Source organism: Comamonas sp. NLF-1-9, assembly GCF_019195435.1.
Classification (GTDB): Bacteria; Pseudomonadota; Gammaproteobacteria; order Burkholderiales; family Burkholderiaceae_C; genus Comamonas_C.
Window position 1 is genome coordinate 834,325 of record NZ_CP078069.1, and the last position, 19,429, is coordinate 853,753.

22 protein-coding genes and 1 pseudogene are annotated in these 19,429 nt (G+C 65.6%); 11 read left to right on the plus strand and 12 right to left on the minus strand.

The features are described 5' to 3' along the window. Nucleotides 1-21: 21 nt before the first annotated feature. Nucleotides 22-861 (minus strand): SirB1 family protein, encoded by an 840-nt coding sequence (locus tag KUD94_RS04105; protein ID WP_218238550.1) that lies wholly within the window; start codon nucleotides 859-861, stop codon nucleotides 22-24. After that, nucleotides 861-2,426 carry a murein biosynthesis integral membrane protein MurJ gene (murJ, locus tag KUD94_RS04110; protein ID WP_218238551.1) on the minus strand — a complete coding sequence of 522 codons (1,566 nt, stop codon included), beginning with the start codon at nucleotides 2,424-2,426 and terminating at the stop codon, nucleotides 861-863. The genes KUD94_RS04105 and murJ overlap by 1 nt, the downstream gene beginning before the upstream one ends. A 105-nt stretch (nucleotides 2,427-2,531) precedes the next feature. On the opposite strand from murJ, the gene rpsT reads away from it, so the two are divergent. Continuing rightward, nucleotides 2,532-2,831 (plus strand): 30S ribosomal protein S20, encoded by a 300-nt coding sequence (gene rpsT, locus KUD94_RS04115; RefSeq protein WP_218238552.1) that lies wholly within the window; start codon nucleotides 2,532-2,534, stop codon nucleotides 2,829-2,831. Nucleotides 2,832-2,973: 142 nt separating this feature from the next. Here the strand turns inward: rpsT and KUD94_RS04120 are convergent, their stop codons facing one another. Further along, complete coding sequence (locus tag KUD94_RS04120) at nucleotides 2,974-3,288, minus strand: DUF3579 domain-containing protein (RefSeq protein ID WP_218238553.1); 315 nt, start codon at nucleotides 3,286-3,288, stop codon at nucleotides 2,974-2,976. Between the two features lie 179 nt (nucleotides 3,289-3,467). Between KUD94_RS04120 and KUD94_RS04125 the strand changes: the two genes are divergently transcribed. Beyond that, nucleotides 3,468-4,664, plus strand: a complete 1,197-nt coding sequence (locus tag KUD94_RS04125; RefSeq protein ID WP_218238554.1) for an aspartate aminotransferase family protein — start codon at nucleotides 3,468-3,470, stop codon at nucleotides 4,662-4,664. A gap of 12 nt (nucleotides 4,665-4,676) precedes the next feature. After that, the gene (argF, locus tag KUD94_RS04130; RefSeq protein WP_218238555.1) at nucleotides 4,677-5,606 is read left to right on the plus strand and encodes an ornithine carbamoyltransferase; all 930 of its coding nucleotides are present in this window, start codon (nucleotides 4,677-4,679) and stop codon (nucleotides 5,604-5,606) included. 81 nt (nucleotides 5,607-5,687) lie between these two features. Here argF and KUD94_RS04135 read toward each other — a convergent pair whose 3' ends face one another. Continuing rightward, nucleotides 5,688-6,242 (minus strand): DUF488 family protein, encoded by a 555-nt coding sequence (locus KUD94_RS04135; RefSeq protein WP_218239178.1) that lies wholly within the window; start codon nucleotides 6,240-6,242, stop codon nucleotides 5,688-5,690. Between the two features lie 120 nt (nucleotides 6,243-6,362). Further along, entirely contained in the window at nucleotides 6,363-7,751 is a 1,389-nt protein-coding gene (gene fumC, locus KUD94_RS04140) for a class II fumarate hydratase (RefSeq protein WP_218238556.1), read from the minus strand. A 267-nt stretch (nucleotides 7,752-8,018) separates the two neighbouring features. Between fumC and KUD94_RS04145 the strand changes: the two genes are divergently transcribed. The 6 genes from KUD94_RS04145 (at nucleotide 8,019) to KUD94_RS04170 (ending at nucleotide 12,577) form a co-directional block, all read left to right on the plus strand. Then, nucleotides 8,019-9,584 carry a fumarate hydratase gene (locus KUD94_RS04145; protein ID WP_218238557.1) on the plus strand — a complete coding sequence of 522 codons (1,566 nt, stop codon included), beginning with the start codon at nucleotides 8,019-8,021 and terminating at the stop codon, nucleotides 9,582-9,584. A 269-nt stretch (nucleotides 9,585-9,853) separates the two neighbouring features. Further along, nucleotides 9,854-10,357: a DUF421 domain-containing protein gene (locus KUD94_RS04150; RefSeq protein WP_218238558.1), complete on the plus strand. Its 504-nt coding sequence runs from the start codon at nucleotides 9,854-9,856 to the stop codon at nucleotides 10,355-10,357. 158 nt (nucleotides 10,358-10,515) lie between these two features. Beyond that, on the plus strand, nucleotides 10,516-10,962 hold the full coding sequence (locus tag KUD94_RS04155; protein ID WP_218238559.1) for a hypothetical protein: 447 nt from the start codon (nucleotides 10,516-10,518) through the stop codon (nucleotides 10,960-10,962). Between the two features lie 5 nt (nucleotides 10,963-10,967). Next, the gene (locus KUD94_RS04160) at nucleotides 10,968-11,312 is read left to right on the plus strand and encodes a cupin domain-containing protein (protein ID WP_218238560.1); all 345 of its coding nucleotides are present in this window, start codon (nucleotides 10,968-10,970) and stop codon (nucleotides 11,310-11,312) included. Nucleotides 11,313-11,388: 76 nt separating this feature from the next. Next, entirely contained in the window at nucleotides 11,389-11,994 is a 606-nt protein-coding gene (locus tag KUD94_RS04165) for a YdeI/OmpD-associated family protein (protein WP_255569041.1), read from the plus strand. Nucleotides 11,995-12,145: 151 nt separating this feature from the next. Then, nucleotides 12,146-12,577, plus strand: coding sequence for a hypothetical protein (locus KUD94_RS04170; protein ID WP_218238561.1), 432 nt, complete (start codon nucleotides 12,146-12,148; stop codon nucleotides 12,575-12,577). 81 nt (nucleotides 12,578-12,658) lie between these two features. On the opposite strand, the pseudogene KUD94_RS04175 reads toward KUD94_RS04170, so the two are convergent. Beyond that, a pseudogene (locus KUD94_RS04175) lies at nucleotides 12,659-12,757 on the minus strand (putative Fe-S cluster assembly protein SufT); the annotation flags it as partial. Nucleotides 12,758-12,847: 90 nt separating this feature from the next. On the opposite strand from KUD94_RS04175, the gene KUD94_RS04180 reads away from it, so the two are divergent. Together KUD94_RS04180 and KUD94_RS04185 are read left to right on the plus strand one after the other, a co-directional pair. Beyond that, nucleotides 12,848-13,144, plus strand: coding sequence for a type II toxin-antitoxin system RelE/ParE family toxin (locus tag KUD94_RS04180; protein ID WP_218239180.1), 297 nt, complete (start codon nucleotides 12,848-12,850; stop codon nucleotides 13,142-13,144). A 2-nt stretch (nucleotides 13,145-13,146) separates the two neighbouring features. Continuing rightward, nucleotides 13,147-13,440 (plus strand): addiction module antidote protein, encoded by a 294-nt coding sequence (locus KUD94_RS04185; protein ID WP_218238562.1) that lies wholly within the window; start codon nucleotides 13,147-13,149, stop codon nucleotides 13,438-13,440. Between the two features lie 116 nt (nucleotides 13,441-13,556). On the opposite strand, the gene sufT is transcribed toward KUD94_RS04185, so the two are convergent. The 6 genes from sufT to sufB are packed head-to-tail and all read right to left on the minus strand — an operon-like array spanning nucleotide 13,557 to nucleotide 19,379. Beyond that, nucleotides 13,557-14,117 (minus strand): putative Fe-S cluster assembly protein SufT, encoded by a 561-nt coding sequence (sufT, locus tag KUD94_RS04190; RefSeq protein WP_146913999.1) that lies wholly within the window; start codon nucleotides 14,115-14,117, stop codon nucleotides 13,557-13,559. A 3-nt stretch (nucleotides 14,118-14,120) separates the two neighbouring features. Beyond that, nucleotides 14,121-14,588 carry a Fe-S cluster assembly sulfur transfer protein SufU gene (sufU, locus tag KUD94_RS04195; RefSeq protein WP_218238563.1) on the minus strand — a complete coding sequence of 156 codons (468 nt, stop codon included), beginning with the start codon at nucleotides 14,586-14,588 and terminating at the stop codon, nucleotides 14,121-14,123. Beyond that, a complete protein-coding gene (locus KUD94_RS04200; RefSeq protein ID WP_370625892.1) occupies nucleotides 14,585-15,814 on the minus strand; it encodes an aminotransferase class V-fold PLP-dependent enzyme in 1,230 nt (409 codons plus the stop codon). The genes sufU and KUD94_RS04200 overlap by 4 nt, the downstream gene beginning before the upstream one ends. Nucleotides 15,815-15,842: 28 nt before the next feature. Beyond that, entirely contained in the window at nucleotides 15,843-17,051 is a 1,209-nt protein-coding gene (locus tag KUD94_RS04205) for a SufD family Fe-S cluster assembly protein (protein ID WP_218238565.1), read from the minus strand. Between the two features lie 2 nt (nucleotides 17,052-17,053). Continuing rightward, nucleotides 17,054-17,836 (minus strand): Fe-S cluster assembly ATPase SufC, encoded by a 783-nt coding sequence (sufC, locus tag KUD94_RS04210; protein ID WP_218238566.1) that lies wholly within the window; start codon nucleotides 17,834-17,836, stop codon nucleotides 17,054-17,056. A 49-nt stretch (nucleotides 17,837-17,885) separates the two neighbouring features. Beyond that, the gene (gene sufB / locus KUD94_RS04215; RefSeq protein ID WP_218238567.1) at nucleotides 17,886-19,379 is read right to left on the minus strand and encodes a Fe-S cluster assembly protein SufB; all 1,494 of its coding nucleotides are present in this window, start codon (nucleotides 19,377-19,379) and stop codon (nucleotides 17,886-17,888) included. Nucleotides 19,380-19,429: the final 50 nt, after the last annotated feature.

Consider the following 19,429-nt stretch of genomic DNA (forward strand, 5'->3'; position numbering starts at 1 on the left):
CGATGCGCGGGCGGCGTTTTTTCACTCCCCGGCCAGGCGCCGTATCAGCGTCTGCACCTCGGGCGCATCGGTGGCCTGGGGCACGTGGTCCAGATAGGTCTGCAGGTCGGACGCGGCCCGCTCGTCGTCGCCCGCCTCGATGTGCGCCATGCCGCGGTCGCGCCATTCGCTCCAGGCTTCGGGGTCGAGCACCAGCATGCGGTCTTGCACCGCGATGAGGCGCGGCCAGTCCTGGTTGCCGCGATGGATTTCCTTGAGGTTGCGCAGCATGCGCGCCACGATGTCGCGCGCCGACGCCGCCTGCAGGTACAGCGCCAGCGGCAGCTCTTCGTCGGTGTCGTCGTTCAGGAACTTGCGCAGCGGCTCGAGCTGCTCGGCGATCTCTTCGGGTGAGAGCGATTTGCCGCTCAAGGGGTCAAGCACCACGTAGCCGTCGGGCAGGCGCACCTTGAGCAGGAAATGCCCGGGAAACGACACGCCATCGGCCTTGAGCTTGATGCCGCGGGCGAGCTCCAGCCAGAGCACCGCGAGCGACACCGGTATGCCCATGCGCGTGCGCAGCACCTCGTGCAGATAGCTGTTTTGTACCGCGTAGTAGTCGTTGCGGTTGCCGCAAAAGCCGAGCTCGGCGTAGAAAAAATGGTGCAGCATGCGCAGCCGGGTCAAGGGCCCTGCATCCGCGGGCAGGCGATTTTTCAGGCGCAGCAGCAGCGTGTCCACCTCGGTGGCCAGCGCCTGCAGATCCAGCTGCGGTTCATCGTCCTGGGCAATGCTGGCGACGGTTTCCAGCAGCGGCATGGCGTCGCCGCTGCGCACCAGCGTGGCGAAGTATTCAAGAGGAGTAGGGGCAGCCCATTTCATCAGCGACGCGCAAATTGCGCCCATTTCAATCCCGAGGCGGCAAGCACCCCGAAGTACGCCACGGCCGAACCCAGCAGTACGGCCGCCAGCAATGCCACGCGGTGCAAGGGGCGTGCCTGCAGCGCAATCCAGTCGAAATGCGCGGCGCTCCAGGCCAGCAGCAGCGCCAGCGCCGCCGCCGCCAAGGCCACGCGCAGCAGCAAGGCAGGCCAGCCGGGGCGCGGCTGGTAGCGCCCCGAGCGCCGCAGACCGAACAGCAGCCAGGCGGCGTTGACCAGCGCGCCCAGAGCAATGGACAGCGCAAGACCGGCATGCGCCAGCCAGGGCACGAGCGCGGCGTTGAGCAGCTGCGTGACGACCAGCACCACAATGGCAATGCGCACCGGAGTGCGCATGTCCTGGCTGGCGTAATAACCCGGGGCCAGCACCTTTACGGCCACCAGCCCCACCAAGCCGACACCATAACCCATCAGCGCGGCGGCAATGCGCAGCACGTCGGCGTCGCCCAGCGCGCCGTAGTGAAACAGCGTGGCCACCAGCGGGCGCGCCAGCACCAGCAGGCCGACGGCGCAAGGCACGGCCAGCAGCACCACCATGCGCAGGCCCCAGTCCAGCATGGCCGAATACTGCGCGCCGTCGCCCCGTGCCAGCGCGCCCGACAGCTGCGGCGCCAGCACCACGCCCAGCGCCACGCCAAGCAAGGCCGTGGGGAATTCCATCAGGCGGTCGGCGTAGAACAGCCAGGTGACGCTGCCGGGCGCGAGGTAGGAGGCGATCTGGGTGTTGATCATCAGCGACAGCTGCGCCACCCCCACCCCGAGCACCGCCGGCGCCATCAGACTGAGGATGCGCCGCACGCCCGGGTCTCTCCAGGCCGCCAGGATGCGCGCCGGCAGCAAGTGCACGCGCGGCAGCAGGCGCAGGCGCCGCAGCGCCGCCAGCTGCACCGCGAGCTGCAACAGCCCGCCGCCCATGACACCGCCGACCATGGCGAAAATGGGCTGCACGCCTTGCGCCGCGAGCCAGGGCGCGCCCCACCAGGCCGCGGCAATCATGCACAGGTTGAGCAGCACCGGCGTGACGGCCGGCACGGCAAAGCGCTTCCAGGTGTTGAGGATGCCCGCCGCAAACGCCACCAGCGACATGAAGCCGATGTAGGGAAACATCCAGCGCGTCATGAAAATGGCGGCATCGAAACCCGCCGGGTCTTGGCGCAGACCGCTGGCCAGCGCCCAGACCAGCAGCGGCGCGCCCAGCATGCCCGCCACGCTGGTCAGCACCAGGGCGCACAGCAGCGCCGTGCCCACCGCATCGATCAGCCTGCGGGTGTCGGCCACGCCGTGGCGCTCGCGGTGCGCGGCAAGCACCGGCACGAAGGCCTGGCTGAACGCGCCTTCGGCAAACAGGCGGCGAAACAGATTGGGGATGCGAAACGCGACGTTGAAGGCGTCGGTGAAGATGGTCGCGCCAAAGACGGCCGCCATCAGCAGGTCGCGCGCCAGGCCGGTGATGCGCGAGGCCAGGGTCAGCAACGAGACGGTAGAAGCGGCTTTGAGCAGAGACACCGGCGCGAGTGTATGCGCCGCGCGCGGGCGTTGTGAAACCGCGCGCAATAAATTACAATGCCCGGTTTTGCGACATCATCCACAGACACCACAAGGAATACTTTCATGGCATCAGGCAAGCCAGTCAAGAAGAACCCGCGCCTTGCGTCGGGCCGCAAGCGCGCGCGCCAGAACGTCAAGCTCAATGCGCACAACACCTCGCTGCGCTCCAGGTATCGCACCTTCGTGAAGAACGTCGAAAAGGCCGTTCTCACGGGCGACAAGGCCAAGGCAAGTGAAGCCTTCGCCAAGGCGCAGTCGGTCATCGACTCCATCGCCGACAAGGGCATCTTCCACAAGAACAAGGCCGCTCGCGACAAGAGCCGCCTGTCCGCCAAGGTCAAGGCCCTGGCCAACGCAGCCTGAGTCTTACAGGTTGCACGCACGGGCGCCCCGGCGCCTGCCGTTTGTAACGGGTGCGCTGTCGCAGAAACAGGAAAACCGCCCCAAGGCGGTTTTTTTGTGCCCCGGTGCCGGTGGGCTGCGAACTGCTGCTTGCGCTTTGGCCTCAGCGCTTGTCCAGCAGGCAGGCTTCGCTCACCTGCAGGTCGTTGTCGCGCGCGAAGTTCATCACGAAGTCCCAGGCCATGGGTTCGTGCTCGCGCAGCTCGGTGCTGACCACCACGCAGCTGACGCCGTTGACGCTGGTGGGCACGCACCAGGGGGAATAGCTCAGATGTGCCTGCGGCGACGAGGACGCTCCGCCGGGGCGAAACTGTCCCATCACGCCTGCCAGCCGCTCGGCCCAATCGCTGGGGCGAAAGCGCCTGCCGTCGCGCGTTACGCCCTGGATGAAAAATTCTTGGTGGGTGGTTGCAACCATCAATGCACGGCAGCGGTGAAGATGCCTGCTGCAGGCTGCAGCAGCAAACCGCCCATTGTAACTCTTATACAAGAGTTGAACCCCGAGGCCAGACTGCATGCACGCTGCGGACGCAGGCGCCTAGAATCACAAGCTTTTTCCCGCAGGTCTTTGCGCCTGCGCCTGTCCGGAGATATTGCATGAACGCACCCACTGCTGCCACGGCCTCGCATGTGATGAACACCTACAACCGGGTGCCCGTCGCGCTGGAGCGAGGCAAGGGTGTGCGCGTCTGGGACGTGAACGGCAAGGAATACCTGGATGCGCTCGCCGGCATTGCGGTGAGCACGCTAGGGCACGACCACCCCAGGCTGGTGCCGGCGCTGCAAGAGCAGCTGGCCAAGCTGATCCACTGCTCCAATTACTACCAGGTGCCGGGGCAGGAGCGCCTGGCGGCGCTGCTGTGCGAGCGTGCGCACATGGACAAGGTGTTCTTCTGCAGCACTGGCCTCGAGGCAAACGAGGCGGCGATCAAGATCGCCCTCAAGCACGGCGTAGACCAGGGTGTTGAGCGCCCGCGCATCGTGGTCTATGAGCACGCCTTCCATGGCCGCTCCATCGCGACCATGGCGGCAACGGCCAACCCCAAGGTGCGCGACGGATTTGGCGCCCTGCCCGACTGGTTCGTGCGCGTGCCGGTGGACGACGTCGCGGCGCTGGAGGCCGCGGCGGCGCAGCACCCCGACATCGTCGCGGTGATGATGGAGCCGATCCAGGGCGAAGGCGGCCTGCATCCGGTGGACCCGGTCTACATGCAGCAGGTGCGCAAGCTCTGCAACGCCCGGGGCTGGCTGATGATGCTCGACGAGATCCAGTGCGGCATGGGACGCACCGGCAAGTGGTTTGCCCATCAGTGGGCCGACATCGTGCCCGACGTGATGAGCATGGCCAAGGGCCTGGCTTCCGGCGTGCCGGTGGGCGCGGTGCTGGCGCGCGGCAGCGCCGCCGAGGTGCTGCAGCCGGGCAACCACGGCACCACCTTTGGCGGCAACCCGCTGGCGATGCGCGCCGGGGTGGAGACCATCACCATCATGGAAGAAGACGGCTTGCTCGCCAACGCCAGCGCCGTGGGCGAATACCTGCGCGCCCGCCTGGGCGAAGCCCTGGCAGACATCAAGGCCGTCACCCAGGTGCGCGGGCGCGGCCTGATGATAGGCGTGGAGCTGGACCGCCCGTGTGGCGCGCTCATAGGCATGGCGGCGCAGGCCGGGCTGCTGATTTCCGTCACCGCCGAGCGCGTGATCCGCATCGTGCCGCCGCTCATCCTCACGCGCGCCGATGCCGACGAGATCGTCGCCAGGCTCAACCCGGTGGTGCGCAGCTTCCTGTCGCAGTAAACAAGGCACACCATGAAGCATTACCTGCAATTCAGCGACTTCAGCGCCGACGACTACGCCTACCTGTTTGCCCGCACCGCGCTGATCAAGCGCAAGTTCAAGAGCTACGAAAAATACCACCCGCTGGTAGACCGCACCCTGGCCATGATCTTCGAGAAGGCGAGCACGCGCACCCGCGTGAGCTTCGAAGCCGGCATGGGCCAGCTTGGCGGCACCGTGGTCAACCTGACCAGCACCGACAGCCAGCTGGGCCGCTCAGAATCGATCGAGGACACCGCGCGCGTCATCAGCCGCATGACCGACATCGTGATGATCCGCACCTTTGGCCAGGATCGCCTGGAGCGCTTTGCCGCGCATTCGCGCGTGCCGGTGATCAATGGCCTGACCAATGAATTCCACCCCTGCCAGATCATGGCCGACCTGTTCACCTACATCGAGCATCGCGGCAGCATTGCCGGCAAGGTGGTCGCCTGGGTGGGCGACGGCAACAACATGGCCAACACCTGGTTGCAGGCGGCCGATCTGCTGGGTTTTACCGTGCACCTGAGTACACCCAGCGGCTATGAGGTCGATGAGAAACTGGCCTTTGGCGAGCGCCAGGCGCGCGCGGGCTGCTACAAGATTTTCAAAGACCCCAGACAGGCCTGCCAGGGTGCCGACCTGGTGACTACCGACGTCTGGACCAGCATGGGCTACGAGGCCGAGAACGAAGCCCGGCGCAAGGCCTTTGCCGACTGGTGCGTGGACGAGGCGATGATGGCCGCGGCCAAGCCAGACGCCCTCTTCATGCACTGCCTGCCCGCGCACCGTGGTGAGGAAGTGAGCGCCGAGGTCATCGACGGCCCGCAGTCCGTCGTCTGGGACGAGGCGGAAAACCGCATGCACGTGCAAAAGGCCATCATGGAATACCTGCTGCTCGGACGCATCAGCGAGCAGCCCTGAGCTTCTGTCCGCTGGCCAGCCTGGACGGCGCGGCCCGCAGCGGGCGCGCACCGGCATCCAGCGAAGGCGCGCAGCTTCAGCTCAAGCGCCGCCCGGCGCCGGCGAAACAGCCGGATAGGTGATGCTCGCGCCCTCCCCCACCAGCGCTCCGGCGGACAGGTGCGCGGCGTCGAGCTTGTCCGGCGGCATGATGTGCCAGACCGTCTCGTCACGCGCCAGCAGATGGTCGGTGACGATGCGGCGATGGCAGCGCCACCACAGCACCTCGGAGCACATCATCGCGCAGCGCTGCTTGCGCCCGAGCTCGATCAAATGCGCCAGGCCATCGGCAAATGCCGGCGTGCAGGCGTAGTCGGCATAGCGGTGAAAACTGGCGTTCTCCCACCAGGCATTGGTCTCGCGCGGCACGCCCGCGGTCTTGCTCCGTAGCCCGCCCAGCAGTGCCACGTGCTCGTAATCGAGGCCATGCTGCGCCAGGCCCTCGGCCAGCGCCTCGCGGTTGAACTGGGGGTAGCGGCGCGAACCGGGCAGGCTGCGGATGTCCACCACCCGCTGTACGCCCGGCCCGCGCAGCAGGGCGACGAATTCCTCCAGGCTGTGCGTGGAGTGGCCGACACTGAAGAACGGCAGCTTCACCATGGCAGTGCTCCGGCCAGCCAAGGCCTGGCGCGACGGCGATACAGGGCGTGACAATTCTCAGTCAAATCGGCCTCAAACGCTTGTCCACACACCGCTGACAGCTATTGAATCGAGAGCTTATCGCCCCACCATCTTGCCCGGCACCACCCATTCGTCGAACTGCTCTGCCGTGAGAAAACCCAGCTCCAGCGCCGATTCGCGCAGGCTGGTGCCATCGTGGTGCGCCTTCTTGGCGATCTTGGCGGCCTTTTCGTAGCCGATGTGGGTGTTGAGCGCCGTCACCAGCATCAGCGAGCGCTGCACCAATTCGGCAATGCGCGCGCGGTTCGGCTCTATGCCTACTGCGCAGTGGTCGTTGAAGCTCAGCATGCCGTCGGCCAGCAGGCGCACGCTCTGCAAAAAGTTGTACGCAATCATGGGCCGAAACACGTTCAGCTCGAAGTTGCCGCTGGCGCCACCCACGTTGATCGCCACGTCGTTGCCCAGCACCTGGGCGGCCAGCATGGTCAGCGCCTCGCACTGCGTGGGGTTGACCTTGCCCGGCATGATGGAAGAGCCAGGCTCGTTCTCGGGAATCGTGATCTCGCCGATGCCGCTCCTGGGCCCGCTGGCCAGCCAGCGCACGTCGTTGGCGATCTTCATCAGGCTGGCCGCCAGCGTCTTGAGCGCACCATGCGCATGCACCAGCGCGTCGCACGACGCGAGCGACTCGAACTTGTTGGGCGAAGTCACGAAGGGCAGCCCGCTCAAACGCGACAGCTCTGCCGCCACCTGCTCGGCATAACCCTTGGGAGCGTTGAGCCCGGTGCCCACCGCCGTGCCGCCCAGCGCCAGTTCGCTCAAGTGCGGCAGCGCTGCGCGGATGTGCGCTTCGCCATGCGCAAGCTGCGCGGCCCAGCCCGAGATCTCCTGCCCCAGCGTGAGCGGCGTCGCGTCCTGCAAGTGGGTGCGGCCTATCTTCACGATGTCGTCAAACGCCTTGGCTTTGGCTGCCAGCGTCGCGTGAAGCTTCTGGATGGCGGGCAGCAGCTGGTGCGTGATTGCCTCTACCGCCGCCACGTGCATCGCCGTCGGGAAGACGTCGTTGCTCGACTGGCTCTTGTTCACATCGTCGTTGGGGTGCACCAGGCGCCCTTCCCCGCGCTCGCCGCCCATCAATTCGCTGGCGCGGTTGGCCAGCACCTCGTTGACGTTCATGTTGGTTTGCGTACCCGAGCCGGTCTGCCAGACCACCAGCGGGAATTCGTCGGGGTGCTTGCCCGCGAGCACCTCGTCGGCGGCGGCGATGATGGCCCTGGTCTTCTTCTCGTCCAGCAAGCCCAGCGCGTGGTTCACCTGCGCCGAGGCCTTCTTCACGGTCACCAGCGCGCGAATGATCTCGGCCGGCTGGTGCTCGCCGCTGATCGCGAAGTTGATCTTGGAGCGCTGCGTTTGCGCGCCCCACAGCCGCTCGGCAGGCACCTCCACATTGCCCAGGGTGTCGTGTTCGATGCGGGTAGCCGCCATGGTGGTTCTCCTCGGGTTCCAAAGACGTTCTCGATTGGACTGCAATTGGCTGACGCCTGCATAACAGCGGGTACTTGCCCGCAACCGCTGGTTGGCGACCTTGCAGGGGCGTATTCGCGCCGCATCAACATCCGGCAGCGCATCGCCTACGAAATCTTCTCCCACGAGAAGACGGTTCGCCTCCTGCGCATGTGGACGCACTCCGAATGGCGACAGCAAGCCTCTTGCGATAATCCGCAGTTGTTTCGTCCTGTAAATACTCCCTCCATGACCACGATCATCCGCTACGACGACCTGGTGGAATCCATCGCCGCCGCGCTGCAGTTCATCAGCTACTACCACCCCACGGACTACATCCAGCATCTGGTGCGGGCCTACGAGCGCGAAGAAAGCCCCGCCGCCAAGGACGCCATGGCGCAAATCCTCACCAACAGCAAGATGAGCGCGATGGGCCATCGCCCGATCTGCCAGGACACGGGCATCGTCAACGTCTTCCTGAAGATTGGCATGGACGTGCGCTTCGAGGGCTTTGCCGCAGGCCAAAGCGTGGAAGACGCGGTCAACGAAGGCACGCGCCGCGCCTATCTGTTCGCAGACAACACCTTGCGCGCCAGCGTCGTGGCCGACCCGCTGTTTGCGCGCAAGAACACCAGGGACAACACCCCCGCCGTCACCCACGTGCAAATGGTGCCCGGCCACACGTTGGACGTGACCGTCGCGGCCAAGGGCGGCGGCAGCGAGAACAAGTCCAAGCTGGCGATGCTCAACCCCGGCGACAGCCTGGTGGACTGGGTGCTGAAAACCGTGCCCACGATGGGCGCCGGCTGGTGCCCGCCGGGCATGCTGGGCATTGGCGTGGGCGGCACCGCGGAAAAAGCCGCGCTGCTGGCCAAGGAAAGCCTGATGGAAGACCTGAACATGTACGAACTGCAGCAGCGCGCGAGCCGCGGCGACAAGCTCAGCCAGGTGGAAGAACTGCGCCTGGAACTGCATGAAAAGGTCAACGCCCTGGGCATAGGCGCGCAAGGCCTGGGGGGCCTGGCCACGGTGCTGGACGTAAAGATCGCCCTCTACCCCACGCACGCCGCCAGCAAACCCGTGGCCATGATCCCCAATTGCGCCGCCACCCGCCATGCGCATCTGGTGCTCGACGGCTCGGGCCCCGCCTACCTGACGCCGCCCAGCCTGGACATCTACCCCAAGCTCGACTGGGCGCCCAACTACGCCGAATCGCGCCGCGTGGACCTGAACCAACTCACGCGCGAGGAAGTGGCAAGCTGGAGGTCGGGTGAGCGCATCTTGCTGTCCGGCAAGATGCTCACCGGCCGCGACGCCGCGCACAAGCGCATCCAGGGGTTGCTCGCCAAGGGCGAAAAACTGCCGGTGGACTTCACCAACCGGGTCATCTATTACGTCGGCCCGGTCGATCCGGTAGGCGATGAGATCGTCGGCCCCGCCGGCCCCACCACCAGCACGCGCATGGACCCGTTCACCGAGATGATGCTCGCGCAAACCGGCCTGATCGCCATGATCGGCAAGGCCGACCGTGGCCCCGAGGCCATCGCTGCCATCCAGAAGCACCAGAGTGCCTACCTGATGGCCGTCGGCGGCGCCGCCTACCTGGTCAGCAAGGCCATCAAGCACGCCCGCGTGGTGGCGTTTGAAGACCTGGGCATGGAGGCGATCTATGAATTCGACGTGGTCGACATGCCTGTGACCGTCGCCGTGGACGCCACCGGCACCAGCCAGCACATCACCGGCCCGGCCGAATGGCAAAAGCGCATCGCGGCGAACATGGCCAGGAGCTATACCGCAAGCAAGGCGGCGGTTTGAGCGCCTGTCATCTCGTTCACCGTAAAGCCGCCCCTGGGCGGCTTTTTCAATGTCGAGCCAGCGCAGCCCAATGCCTGGCACGTGCCGCAAGCGCCGCGAATTTGCTGCCTGCAGCCGGTTCGGCGCAGAGGCTCAGCTCTGCCGAGCCGCAGACAGCGGACACCGGGGTTCCTTTTGCGCAGGGCGGCATGCCTCTTGCTGATGACGGTCGCTGTGAACCGTGGCTCAGCTTGAAGCGGCGGCGTTTTCGAACACGACATAATTGAAACATGCAATTCCTGCCAACAGACTGGTCGCGCATATTCGCGCTCGAAACTCCGCTCGGCGAGCTTTTGCTTCGCGCAGCGGTTTTGTACTTTGGCATTCTTTTTCTGATGCGCATCATGCCCCGGCGCACAGGCGGCGAGTTGGCGACCATGGATTTGGTGCTGATTCTGCTCATTACCGAAGCGGCGTCCCATTCACTGGGAGACTATACGGCGCTTCCCGATGGCGTTTTCATGATCCTCGTCATCATGGGGTTCAATTATCTTGTCAATGCTCTCAGCTACCGCGTCAAATTCATCGAGCGTCTGGTTTCGCTGCCCCCGTTGCAAGTTATCCGTGATGGCCGGCTGCTGCGCCGCAACATGCGGCGCGAATTTCTCACGGAAGAGGAGCTGATGAGTTATCTGCGGCAGCAAGGCATAGACAAGATTGACGATGTAAAAGCAGCATATATTGAGGGCGAAGGGAAGGTGACGGTCATCGAGAAAAAGAGCGCAGGCAAATAAAATCCCGGCAAGGGCAGCTCGGCCTGGTTCGGGTAACGGGCGTTATGTTCGGCTTCTGATGAAAACAAATTGGGCGGCTATTTCATTGCGCAAACCGAGGGGCGGAAAAAAAGCGACTTCGAGCTTGTACCTAAGCAGCCGATTCAGGAGGAAATTCCATGGGCTATGAAGTTCAAATCACGCGCGGGCACGCTTCGCTTGCCGGGGACGGCGGAGGTATTACCATGGAGGATTGGAATGCCTACCTGTCTTCCGACGCAGACATGCGCCTTGATGGTTACGCGCAGGCGAATCTTGAAGACGGCGAGGTGCTGCGGCTGGAAGGCGAAGGGATCGCGGTCTGGACTGCGTACTCCGGGCACGAAGACGATGGCAACATGGCGTGGTTCTGCTTTGACCGCGGCGCAATCACTGTCAACAATCCGGATGCAGAGATACTTCAGAAGATGTTCGCGATCGCTCGGGCTTTGCGTGCGCGCGTCGTGGGCGAAGAAGGCGAAGAGTACGGCGAAGACGGCACCATGCTCACACCAAACCCTGCTGCCGCATTGACCCGCAGTGCTGAAACCATGCCGCCCAAACGCCCCTGGTGGAAGATTTTCTGATTGCCATGCACGCCGTTTCCATTACCAACGCAGAGCATTATCTTTGGGGCGAAGGCTGTGACGGCTGGCGTTTCCTCAAAGACCCGAATTGCCACGTGATCCGCGAGCGGGTGCCGCCCGGCAAGGCGGAAACGCGGCACGTCCACGCCAAGGCCCAGCAGTTTTTCTACATCTTGGCCGGCCGCGCCGCCATCGAAATTGACGGCCAGCAATTGCAGCTTTGCGCGGGCGAAGGTGTCCATGTGCCGGCCGGCAAGCCGCACCGCTTCATGAATCCGTTTTCTGAGGCGGTCGAGTTCCTGGTCATTTCCAACCCGACGACGCGCGGCGATCGCAAGGACTTGGCATAAGCCAAAGGACCGCGCCCGCTTGCCGCTCACTGGTTCGATCACAGAAGCACGCTGTGGCGTCTGGCGGCCGCGCTGCATGGATGGCGGTTATGGAATATGCTGCGTGCCCCCTGTCCTGCAGTCTGTCGCCGCGATGGTGCCCGCCAAAACATCCGTGTTCTCCGCCAAGATATTGCGCCCCGTAGCGCAGAGCGACGACGGCTGCTGGGCGTTTGTGCTGCTGCCCGAGGCGGCAAGCAAGACTTTGCCGCGGCGGGGCAGAACGTCGGTTGCCGGCAAGCTCAACGGCCAGGCATTTCAGGCGACTCTCGAGCCGGACGGGCAGCTTGGACACTGGCTGCGGATCGACCGCGCGCTGCGTGCAGCCGCCGCCGCCGATTTCGGGGATACGGTGAGCATTGAAATCGCCCCGCTCAAACCCGAGCCCGAACCGGCGCTGCCCGAAGACCTGCGCCAGGCGCTCGATGCCTGCCCGCAGGCCAAAGCGGTCTGGAACGCGACCACAACCCTGGCGCGTGTGGACTGGGTGCATTGGGTGGAATCGGCAAAACAGGCGACGACGCGGCAAACCCGTATCGCCAAGGCCTGCGACATGCTCGCCCAGGGCAAGAAGCGCGTGTGCTGTTTTGACCCCTCGGGTTACTACAGCAAGAGCCTGTCCGCCCCTGAGGCAATGCCCTGACCATGACCGCAGCCCCGCGCCCCTGCCGCTGCGCTTGGCCGATGGACTGATTGGCCGATGTCGCCCAAGCGCCCTGCCCTCACTTCAGCACCGACGAGATCGCGGCACCAGCGGGCGCTCGCCCTTCCTTCTTCGCCATCGAAACCCTGCCATGCCCCATGACGGCGCCCTCGCCCTGTCCCTTGGCGGCTCTTTCAGCTTGATTGCCGCGCTTGCGCACCTGGCGTGCATCGGCATCGGCCCGCAGGCCTATCGGTTCATGGGCGCCGGAGAGCGCGCGGCGCGTGCGGCCGAGCGTGGGGACAGGGTGCTGACGCTCTCGACGCTGGGCATCGCAGCGGTGCTGGCGCTCTGGGCCTTGTTTGCCTTCAGCGCCGCAGGCTTGGTAGTGCGGTTGCCGCTGACGCGCTGGGTGCTGCTGGCGGTCAGCGCAGCCTATCTGGCACGCGCGCTGGCGTTCCCGCGCCTGCGCTCCGCCTTTCCAGGCAATTCGCGCACATTCTGGTGGGTGTCTTCAGGCGTCTGCCTCGTCGCGGGCGCCTTGCATGCCTACGGGCTGGCGCGGCTCTGGAGCAGCCTGTAGCAGACAAAAGGCGCCAGGGTTTTGAGTCTTTTATGCCGAAAACGCTGGCTGGTCAAGCGCTATCAGCTATCTTTTCAGGAGTCAAAGCCCCAGCGCCAGGTGCGCCTCCTCGGTCATCATGGACCGGTCCCAGGGCGGGTCGAAGACGATGTTTACCGTCACTTCCTCGATGTGCGGCAGGCGCACGGCCACGTTGGGCCCAGCGCCTGGGCATGAACGGAAAAGTCAACTATAGTTGACTGATGCGCAAGCATGGTTTAGCCTTTGACGGTGTACGAAGTCCTCAAAAGCAGCACGTTCGACAGCTGGCTCCGTGGCCTGCGTGACCGAGACGCGAAAGCCAGGATCGAGGTTCGCATCAGGCGTCTTTCTCTTGGGAATCCCGGCCAGTTTCGGGCGCTCAAAGAAGGCGTCAATGAGCTCAAGATCGATCACGGCCCCGGCTACCGCGTCTATTACACGTTCAAGGGCAAGACGCTGATCCTGTTGCTTTGCGGCGGGGACAAGTCCTCGCAAGGCAAGGACATACGACTCGCCATGGATATCGCCGCTTCCTGGGAGAACTGAGCATGGCCAAAGCCAAAGAAACCTTCACCCGCTACGACACCGCCGACTATCTCGAGACCGAAGAAGACATTGCGGCCTATCTCACCGCTTGCGCTGAAGAAGATGATCCGGCGCTCTTTCTTGCCGCCCTGGGCGATGTGGCGCGTGCCCGCAATATCACCCAGCTCGCTGCCCAAACTGGCCTGACCCGCATGGGCCTCTACAAGGCTTTGTCTGGCACGGGCAATCCGAGCTTCGCTACCGTCAGCAAGGTGGCGCACGCCCTGGGGCTGAGAATCACGGTAGCTGCTGCCTAGCCTGGTCGGTGGCGCGCAAAGCGTGCGTGGCGCAGGAACGAGCAAGCAATGATAATTGGAACGATTTTGGCCGCAAACGCTTGCTGGTCAATCGCTAACAGCTATCGTTTCAGGAGTCAAAGCCCCAGCGCCAGGTGCGCTTCTTCGGTCATCATGGACCGGTCCCAGGGCGGGTCGAAGACGATGTTTACCGTCACTTCCTCGATGCGCGGCAGGTTCAGCAGCTTGTCGTTGACTTCATTGGCGATGACCTCGCCCATGCCGCAGCCCGGCGCGGTGAGCGTCATGTCGATGGTGATGCGCAGCTTGCCGGCTTCTTGTTCGTAGGGTTCGAGCTCGCACTTGTAGATCAGGCCCAGGTCCACGATGTTGACCGGGATCTCGGGGTCGTAGCAGGTGTGCAGTTGCTCGTCGATCAGGCGGCGGATTTCCTCGTCGGTGGTGTCGTCGCCGTCGTGTTCCACCGTCATGGCTTCGGGCTGGTCCTTGCCGATGGCGTCGGCATCGGCGCCGCCAAGGCGCACCAGGCGCCCTTCGACCAGCAGCGTGAACGAGGTGCCCAGCGCCTGGGTGATTTCGGCCCAGGTGCCTTCCTGCAGTTCGTAGGGCGTGCCGTAGGGCACGAGCTCGCCGACGACGTCGCGCCGCAGCAAGACCGATTCGCGTGAACGCGCCATTTCCTATGCTCCTGAATGCGATGTTTCGGTGGTGGCCGTGCCGCCCTGGCCGGCGATGGCGTGCATCAGCGCGTGCCAGCCCAGCAGCGCGCACTTGATGCGGCTGGGGTAGCGGCGTACCGCAGACAGCGCCACGAGCTTGCCGATTTCCACTTCTTCGGGCTCGACTTCGCCGGTCAGCACCGCGCGGAAATGGCCTTGCAATTGCCTGGCCAGCTGTACGTCCTTGCCCTTGATGGCCTCGGTCATCATGGAACTCGATGCCATGCAGATGGCGCAGGCCTGGCCGTTGAAGGCGATGTTCCTGATGTGCTCGCCCTCGAGCTCCAGCTCCACTGCGATCTTGTCGCCGCACGAGGGGTTGGTGCCCTGCGCCTGGTGCGTGGGGTGCGCAAGATGCCCGAAGTTGCGCGGCGCACGCTTGTGCTCCATCACGATTTGCTGGTAGAGGTCGTCTTCGGCGCTGCTCATCGCAAGGCTTTCACTGCGTAGGACACGGCCGTGATCAGCCGGTCCACTTCTTCGTGCGTGTTGTAGATCGCAAACGAGGCGCGCGTGGTCGGCCCCTGCACCAATTGGTCGAGCAGCGGCTGGGCACAGTGGTGGCCGGTGCGCACCGCAATGCCGCGCTCGTCGAGCAGCGTGCCGATGTCGTGCGGATGGGCGTCGCGTGCGACGAAGGACACCAGTGCGGACTGCACCGCGTGCGGGGCGAGTACGCGCACGCCCTCGATGGTCTGCAGCCCGGCCAGCGCGTGCGTGCGCAGCGCGTGCACATGGGCGTCGATGGCGCTGCGGCCCTGGGCTTCGATGAACCTGGCCGCCGCCGCCAGGCCTACCGCTCCGCCGACGTTGGGCGTGCCGCCTTCCAGGCGCGCGGGCAGTGGCGCCCAGCCGGCATCTTCGTAGCTGACCCAGTCGACCATGTCGCCGCCCAGGCGCAGCGGGTACAGGCGTTCGAGCGCTGCGCGCCGACCGACGATGGCGCCGCTGCCCATGGGCCCGTACATCTTGTGGCCGGAAAAGACCAGGTAGTCGCAGGCTATGGCGCTCACATCGGGCACGGCGTGGCTCGCGACCTGGGCCGCGTCCAGCACCGTGAGCGCGCCGGCTTCAGCGGCCAGGCGCAGCATGGCCTCATAGGGCGGGCGCTCGCCGCTGGCGTTGGCGCAGGCGGTGATGGCAAACACCCGGGTGCGCGGCGAGAGCAGCTGGCGCAAACCGGACTCGTGCACCCGGCCCTCGTCGTCCGCGCGCAGGATGCGCAGCTGCGCGCCGGTGCGCCGGGCGGCGTGTTGCCAGGGGATGATGTTGGCGTGGTGCTCCAGGCCGCTGACGATGATCTCGTCGCCCTCGCGCAGCCAGGCGTGTTCGGGGCCGCCGGCCCACAGGCCGCTTGCGATGGTGTTCAGCGCCTCGGTGGTGCCGGAGGTGAAGATCAGCTCATGCTCGGCGCCCGCGCCGAAGAAGCGCTTGAGCACCGCGCGCGCTCCGTCGAAGGCGTCGGTGGCGCGCTGGCTCAGCGTGTGCACGCCGCGGTGAATGTTGGCGCGGTCGTGCGATTCAAAGGCGCGCATGGCGTCGATGACCGCGAGCGGCATCTGGGTGGTGGCGCCATTGTCCAAGTAGGCCAGCGGGTGGCCGTGCACCTGCTGGTGCAGCACCGGAAACTGGGCGCGCACCGTGGGCAGATCCAGGCTCGTGGCAGCGGCAAACCCCTGCTGCTTACCCACGGGCGGGCTCCTCCAGCACGCCCCATTGGCGCTCGACCGCGTCGTGCAGCCAAGGGCCATCCAGCCACTGCAGCAGCGGGGAATCGTGCTGCTGCATGGTGTCGCCCAGGCAGCGGCTGAGCGCGGCGCGTGCCATGCCTTCGATGATGAGCGAGCGCGCGGTCGGTTCGTCCAGACCGCGCTGGCGCGCGTAGAACAGCGCGTCCTCGGGCAGCATGCCCCAGGTAGCGCCGTGCACCGCCTTGACCGCGTCGTGCAGGATCTCCAGGTGCGGGCGCAGCTGCATGTGCGGGCGGCCCTGCAGGGCAACGCCATTGAGCCGCTGGAACACGTCGGCCTCGTCGGCGCCGGGCGCGATGCGCGCATAGGCGTTGGCCACGGTCTTGGCGTTGCCGCTGGCCAGGGTCAGCGTCTCCACCTGGTGGCGCGTGTGCGCGACCTGCAGGTCGCCGTACATCTGGTAGTCCAGCGCCTTGCCGGCCGTCAACACCAGGCCGGCGTGGCGCGACTCCGCCCCCTTGCCTTGCAGCGCCACGGTGTTGCGTTGCAGGTGGTAGCTGCTGCCCACGCAGGCCAGGGCCTGCGCGTAGTGCGCGTCGGCCGCCAGCGCCACATGCACGTGGTGGGCGATGCGGTCTGCGGCCGCGGGCGTGACCACGCGCAGGTGCTGCATGTGGCTGCCCCGGGCCAGACGGATATGGGCCACGAGGTTTTGCGAAATGCCCTCGGCCACATCGGCCTGGGTGTGGGTTTCGAGCAGCACCAGTTGCGCGCCCTCTTGCACGTCGACGACCAGCATGGGCGCCTCGGCCGCGCTGGTGGCGCCGTGCTGCAGGTGCAGTACCGTGGGCGCGGCGCCCGCGGCCACGCTCAGGCGCAGGCCGCCGGTGCACAGCGCGCGGTGCGCCCAGGCAAACGGGGCGGCGCGGTCGTCGTCGGGCTTGGGCAGGCCTTCAAACAGCGCGGCGCGCTCGGCCGGCTGCAGCGCGTCGAGGAAACGCGCATCGACGCCGTCCATGCCCTGCTCCTGCAGCTGCCAGCCGTGGCGAGCTGCGGGGGCAGCGGCAGCGCCCGCGGGCGCGAGCCAGCGCTCCAGCGGTGGCGGTGGCAGGGCACGAAAGTGTTCGCTGCGCCGCCCGGGCCACACCAGGGCCTGGGCCTTTTCGCGGGCGCTTTCCCGCAGCACGCGGACCTGCTCCATGGTCAGGCCTCCGCGGTCGCGGCAAGGCCGGCGGCGTGCTGCTTGAAGCCGCTGCGCGCAATGCTGCGCGCGAGCTCCATGTCACCGCGCTCGGCGATCGTGCCCTCGCCCAGGCGCAGCACCGCGTCGGGATGCAGCGATTCGATCATCTGCAGGTAGTGCGAGATGATGATGAAGGCCGTACCTTCGGCGCGCATGCGCTCGACCAGCTTGACCACTGCGCGCACGCCGTCGACGTCCATGCCCGAGTCGATCTCGTCGAGCACGGCCAGCTTGGGCTGCATGAGCGACAGCTGCAGCAGCTCGTTGCGCTTTCTCTCGCCGCCCGAAAAGCCTTCGTTCACCGGGCGGCTGAGCATGGTGGCGGGCAGGCCCAGATCCTTGGCCGCGGCCTTGGCACCCGAGAGGAAGTCGAAGGCATCCTGCGGCTCTTCGCCGCGCGCCTGGCGCACCGCGTTGATGGCCGTGCGGATAAAGAGGTTGTTCTTCACGCCGGGCACGTCCGGGGGCGCCTGGAAGGAGACGAACAGGCCGGCGCGCGCGCGCTCATGCGCCTGCATGGCCAGCAGGTCTTGCCCGTCCAGCAGCGCCTGGCCCGACACCGTCTGGTATTGCGGATGTCCGGCCAGCGCCAGACCCAGCGTGCTCTTGCCGCTGCCGTTGGCGCCCATCAGCACCAGCAGCTCGCCAGGCTGCACATCGAGCGTGACGGACTGCAGCACGGTGCGCTCGCCGATGTCCACGCGCAGCGCGCGCAGTTGCAGGAGGGCGGAATTGGAACTCATCTTCTATCTTTCCTGAGTCAGCGATTCAAAACGGAGCCGCGGTCGGCGCTCAGCCGACCGAGCCTTCGAGCGACACGGCGAGCAGCGCCTTGGCTTCCAGCGCGAATTCCATCGGCAGCTCTTCGAGCACCGCCTGGCAGAAGCCGCCGACGATCAGCGCCGTGGCCTCTTCGGGGTCTATGCCGCGCTGCTGGCAGTAGAACAGGCGCTCTTCGGAGATGCGCGTGGTGGTGGCTTCGTGCTCCACTACCGCGTCGGGGCGGGCGGTGTCGATGTAGGGGAAGGTGTGCGCGCCGCAGTCGGTGCCGATCAGGAGCGAGTCGCACTGGGTGTGGTTGCGCGCGCCTTCTGCGCCGGGGTTGATGCGCACCAGGCCGCGGTAGCTGTTTTGCGCATTGCCCGCGCTGATGCCCTTGGAGACGATGCGGCTCTTGGTGTTCTTGCCCAGGTGCACCATCTTGGTGCCGGTGTCGGCCTGCTGGAAGTGGTTGGAGACGGCGATCGAATAGAACTCGCCGCTCGATTCATCGCCGCGCAGGATCACGCTGGGGTACTTCCAGGTCACGGCCGAGCCGGTTTCTATCTGCGTCCAGGCGATGCGCGAGCGCTTGCCCGCCGCCATGCCGCGCTTGGTCACGAGGTTGTAGATGCCGCCCACGCCGTTCTCGTCGCCGGGGTACCAGTTCTGCACCGTCGAATACTTGATGAAGGCGTCGTCGTGGGCGATCAGCTCGACCACGGCGGCGTGCAGCTGGTTCTCGTCGCGCTGCGGCGCGGTGCAGCCTTCGAGGTAGCTCACGTCGCTGCCCTCTTCCGCGATGATCAGAGTGCGTTCGAACTGGCCCGAGTTGGCCGCGTTGATGCGAAAGTAGGACGACAACTCCATAGGGCAGTGCACGCCCTTGGGGATGTAGACAAACGACCCGTCGGAAAACACCGCCGAGTTGAGCGCGGCAAAATAATTGTCGCCCGGCGGCACCACGGTGCCGAGGTACTTCTCGATCAGCTCGGGGTGGTGCTCGACCGCATAGGAAAACGAGCAGAAGATCACGCCGACGTCGGCAAGCTGCTTGCGAAACGTGGTGCCGACCGAGACCGAGTCGAACACCGCATCGACCGCCACGCCCGCGAGCGCCGCGCGCTCGTGCAGCGGCACGCCGAGCTTTTCATAGGTTTCCAGCAGCTTGGGGTCGACCTCGTCCAGGCTCTTGGGCTTGTCCTTGGCGGACTTGGGCGCGTTGTAGTAGCTGATGGCCTGGTAGTCGATTTCCGACATCTTCAGGTAGGGCCAGGTCGGCGCTTCCATCTTGAGCCAGCGCTCGTAGGCGGCAAGGCGCCAGTTCAGCAGGAAGGCGGGTTCCTTCTTCTTGCGCGAAATCGCACGGATGGTGTCTTCGTTCAGGCCGGGCGGCAGGGAGTCGGACTCGATGTCGGTGACAAAGCCGTACTGGTAGCTGCGCTGCAAGGCCTGGGTGAGCGCCGCGTCCTGCGGTTTGTCTTCGGTGGCCACGGGGGTGCCTGCGTTGTCGGCTGATTCAAGCATGTCACTCGCAAGAGGAAGAGAGCGTTAAATATGCATATCATATGCATCTT

Excerpts from the sequence above, each read along its gene's own strand:
- KUD94_RS04105 (WP_218238550.1), bottom strand. The coding sequence starts at position 861 with ATGAAATGGGCTGCCCCTACTCCTCTTGAATACTTCGCCACGCTGGTG.
- rpsT (WP_218238552.1), top strand. The coding sequence starts at position 2,532 with ATGGCATCAGGCAAGCCAGTCAAGAAGAACCCGCGCCTTGCGTCGGGC.
- KUD94_RS04120 (WP_218238553.1), bottom strand. The coding sequence starts at position 3,288 with ATGGTTGCAACCACCCACCAAGAATTTTTCATCCAGGGCGTAACGCGC.
- KUD94_RS04125 (WP_218238554.1), top strand. The coding sequence starts at position 3,468 with ATGAACGCACCCACTGCTGCCACGGCCTCGCATGTGATGAACACCTAC.
- argF (WP_218238555.1), top strand. The coding sequence starts at position 4,677 with ATGAAGCATTACCTGCAATTCAGCGACTTCAGCGCCGACGACTACGCC.
- fumC (WP_218238556.1), bottom strand. The coding sequence starts at position 7,751 with ATGGCGGCTACCCGCATCGAACACGACACCCTGGGCAATGTGGAGGTG.
- KUD94_RS04145 (WP_218238557.1), top strand. The coding sequence starts at position 8,019 with ATGACCACGATCATCCGCTACGACGACCTGGTGGAATCCATCGCCGCC.
- KUD94_RS04150 (WP_218238558.1), top strand. The coding sequence starts at position 9,854 with ATGCAATTCCTGCCAACAGACTGGTCGCGCATATTCGCGCTCGAAACT.
- KUD94_RS04155 (WP_218238559.1), top strand. The coding sequence starts at position 10,516 with ATGGGCTATGAAGTTCAAATCACGCGCGGGCACGCTTCGCTTGCCGGG.
- KUD94_RS04160 (WP_218238560.1), top strand. The coding sequence starts at position 10,968 with ATGCACGCCGTTTCCATTACCAACGCAGAGCATTATCTTTGGGGCGAA.
- KUD94_RS04165 (WP_255569041.1), top strand. The coding sequence starts at position 11,389 with ATGGATGGCGGTTATGGAATATGCTGCGTGCCCCCTGTCCTGCAGTCT.
- KUD94_RS04170 (WP_218238561.1), top strand. The coding sequence starts at position 12,146 with ATGCCCCATGACGGCGCCCTCGCCCTGTCCCTTGGCGGCTCTTTCAGC.
- KUD94_RS04185 (WP_218238562.1), top strand. The coding sequence starts at position 13,147 with ATGGCCAAAGCCAAAGAAACCTTCACCCGCTACGACACCGCCGACTAT.
- sufT (WP_146913999.1), bottom strand. The coding sequence starts at position 14,117 with ATGGCGCGTTCACGCGAATCGGTCTTGCTGCGGCGCGACGTCGTCGGC.
- sufU (WP_218238563.1), bottom strand. The coding sequence starts at position 14,588 with ATGAGCAGCGCCGAAGACGACCTCTACCAGCAAATCGTGATGGAGCAC.
- KUD94_RS04205 (WP_218238565.1), bottom strand. The coding sequence starts at position 17,051 with ATGGAGCAGGTCCGCGTGCTGCGGGAAAGCGCCCGCGAAAAGGCCCAG.
- sufC (WP_218238566.1), bottom strand. The coding sequence starts at position 17,836 with ATGAGTTCCAATTCCGCCCTCCTGCAACTGCGCGCGCTGCGCGTGGAC.
- sufB (WP_218238567.1), bottom strand. The coding sequence starts at position 19,379 with ATGCTTGAATCAGCCGACAACGCAGGCACCCCCGTGGCCACCGAAGAC.